The sequence below is a fragment of the Tardiphaga sp. genome (assembly GCF_041424195.1).
Classification (GTDB): domain Bacteria; phylum Pseudomonadota; class Alphaproteobacteria; order Rhizobiales; family Xanthobacteraceae; genus Tardiphaga.
Genome location: NZ_JBGMOE010000029.1, coordinates 1 through 2,272 on the forward strand (window position 1 = coordinate 1; position 2,272 = coordinate 2,272).

At 58.1% G+C, this 2,272-nt stretch carries 2 protein-coding genes; both read left to right on the forward strand.

Translation table 11 applies throughout. The features are described from left to right. Positions 1-180 precede the first annotated feature (180 nt). Complete coding sequence (locus ACEK02_RS03640) at positions 181-471, forward strand: hypothetical protein (RefSeq protein ID WP_022675496.1); 291 nt, start codon at positions 181-183, stop codon at positions 469-471. After that, positions 464-2,242, forward strand: a complete 1,779-nt coding sequence (locus tag ACEK02_RS03645; RefSeq protein ID WP_371420441.1) for a type IV secretion system DNA-binding domain-containing protein — start codon at positions 464-466, stop codon at positions 2,240-2,242. The genes ACEK02_RS03640 and ACEK02_RS03645 overlap by 8 nt, the downstream gene beginning before the upstream one ends. Positions 2,243-2,272: the final 30 nt, after the last annotated feature.

Sequence of the window (2,272 nt, forward strand, 5' to 3'; positions counted from 1 at the left end):
GAAGCCAGTATCCGACTGAAGTCGGAGGGGTTCCTCCCTGTCAGGGGACTCTAAAAGTCATGAAATCAGACATATAGCGCCGCAACATGTTTCGGATCGCAAAGCGCTTTTCATGGCGTTTCGGCTACGGTATAAGAACCGCTGCGGTATCCAAGCCATGCATAACCTTGTGAGGTTTGCATGGGTAAAGTCTTCAAAGGCATCGGCATCGGTCTGTCCGAGGAGGTGCTGCGCGAGCTGGATGCATTTGCCACCAGCAAGGGTGTTTCGCGGGCTGAAGCGATCCGGGCTTCGATTGCCGTTGGCCTCCCCCTCCTCAACCTTGGCATCGCGCTCAATGCCGAACGCGCTCTGACGATCCTCGAGCATACCCAGCTCGCGCTGTCGCTTCTGGTTGAACGGCAATACCCCGAGGACGTCAACGAGCTCATCGACATGGCTCTGCGCAACGTGCGTGAATACCATGCGTGAGGACATCCGTTTCAGCAAGAAAGCCGTCACGCTGACTCACGATTCCGCGCGCGGAAAAGTGAAGCGAAATGCCGGCAATTTCACTCGCGGATCGCAGCTATTTCACCATCAGATTCTGATGACCTGGGCAGGGGTGCGTATCCCTCTCTACACATGGGCCGGGACAACGGTCTGTCTGCTTTCCCTGCTCGTTGCGATCACCTTCAAGGACCATGAGGTGAACCTTGTTCTGATGCGGGTGCTCGCGGAGTTCTGGAACTGGGTCGGACTGAACCCCATGAAGTCCGTCAACCTGACCCTCCCGTCGGGCGATATGGTGCAGGGCCGGATGCATATGGTGCCCTTTCATCCCGCCGTGATGGCGGCATGGGGAAAGGCCATTCAAGTGACCGTCTCAGCCATGCTGGGATCGGTCTTCATTTGCGTGCCGCTGACGATCTGGTTCTTTGACTATTCGCGGCGCCGCGGGTCAGAAATTCTCACCGAGCGCCATGAGCGCGGTGCGGTCAAGGTCGAGCGTGATGTGCTCATTGCGGCGATCAAGCAGTACAACTGGAACGAGCATCAAAAGGAATGCCTTGCCCGGGTTCCAGCGGAGGACCCTGACGCGGTTCTCAAAGAGGACCTCAAGAGCCGCACGAGGCGCGGGCTGCACCAGCCCTACAGGCTCGCTGGAATCCCTTTCCCTTGGCGCCTCGAGCAGAGCCACGCGATGTTCATCGGCACCACTGGTGCAGGCAAGACAACCGAGCTGAAGAAGATCGTCACCCAGGCGCGGGCGCGGGGCCATCGGTGCGTCATCTTCGACCTCACCGGGACCTTCGTCGAGAGCTTCTACGACGAGACCACCGACTTCATTCTCAATCCGATGGATCAGCGTTGCCAACCCTGGTCGATCTTCAACGATTGCGACAACTATGCCGAGTTCATGAGTGCCGCCAGCGCGCTGGTCCCGAGCGGACGCAATGCGGACGATGATTTCTGGCAGAAATCGGCCCGCACAATCTTTGTCGAGATGTGCATGAAGATGATCAAGCTCGGCATCCGCTCGAACGGCGGGCTTGCCTACTTCCTGATGCACGCCGACCTCAAGACAATCAGCCGCTATCTCGAAGGAACGATCGCAGCTCCGTTGATGTCGCCGTCAGCTGCAAAAATGGCCGAAGCGATCCGGGCAACCTTCAATGCGAACGCCAACGTATTCCGCTTCTTGCCTGAGCCGGCCAACGGTCAGCCCGGCTTCTCGATCAACAAGTGGATGACCGAGGATGTAAAGGAAGGATCGATCCTTTTCATCACCTCGACCCACCCAGACCTTGTGCTCAATCGGCCGCTGCTGACCTTGTGGATGGACATTGCCGTCAACGCTCTGTTTCGCATGGGCCGGACCCGCAATCTGCGCACCTGGTTTCTCATTGACGAAGTCCATGCGCTGCATCGTCTGCCCGCCATCGAGAACGGCCTTCAGACCGCCAGAGGGGTCGGCGGTGCCTTCATTCTGGGAATGCATTCCTTCGGTGCCTTGCAGGACACTTACGGGGAGAATGGCGCGACGCATCTCACGTCTCTCGCTGGCACCAAACTGATCCTCAAACTGGCCGATCCGGCCACTGCCCAGCGCTGCTCGGAATTCATTGGTCGGCGCGAAGTCCGTCAGATGGATGAGGCCTATTCCTACGGGTACAACAGCAACCGTGATGCTTCGACCATCACGCCACGGACCCAGGTGGCCGAACTCGTCTTCCCGGAGGCTTTGTTGCATAACTCCTGATAGGCTTGCTGCGGGATTTATTTGAGATTA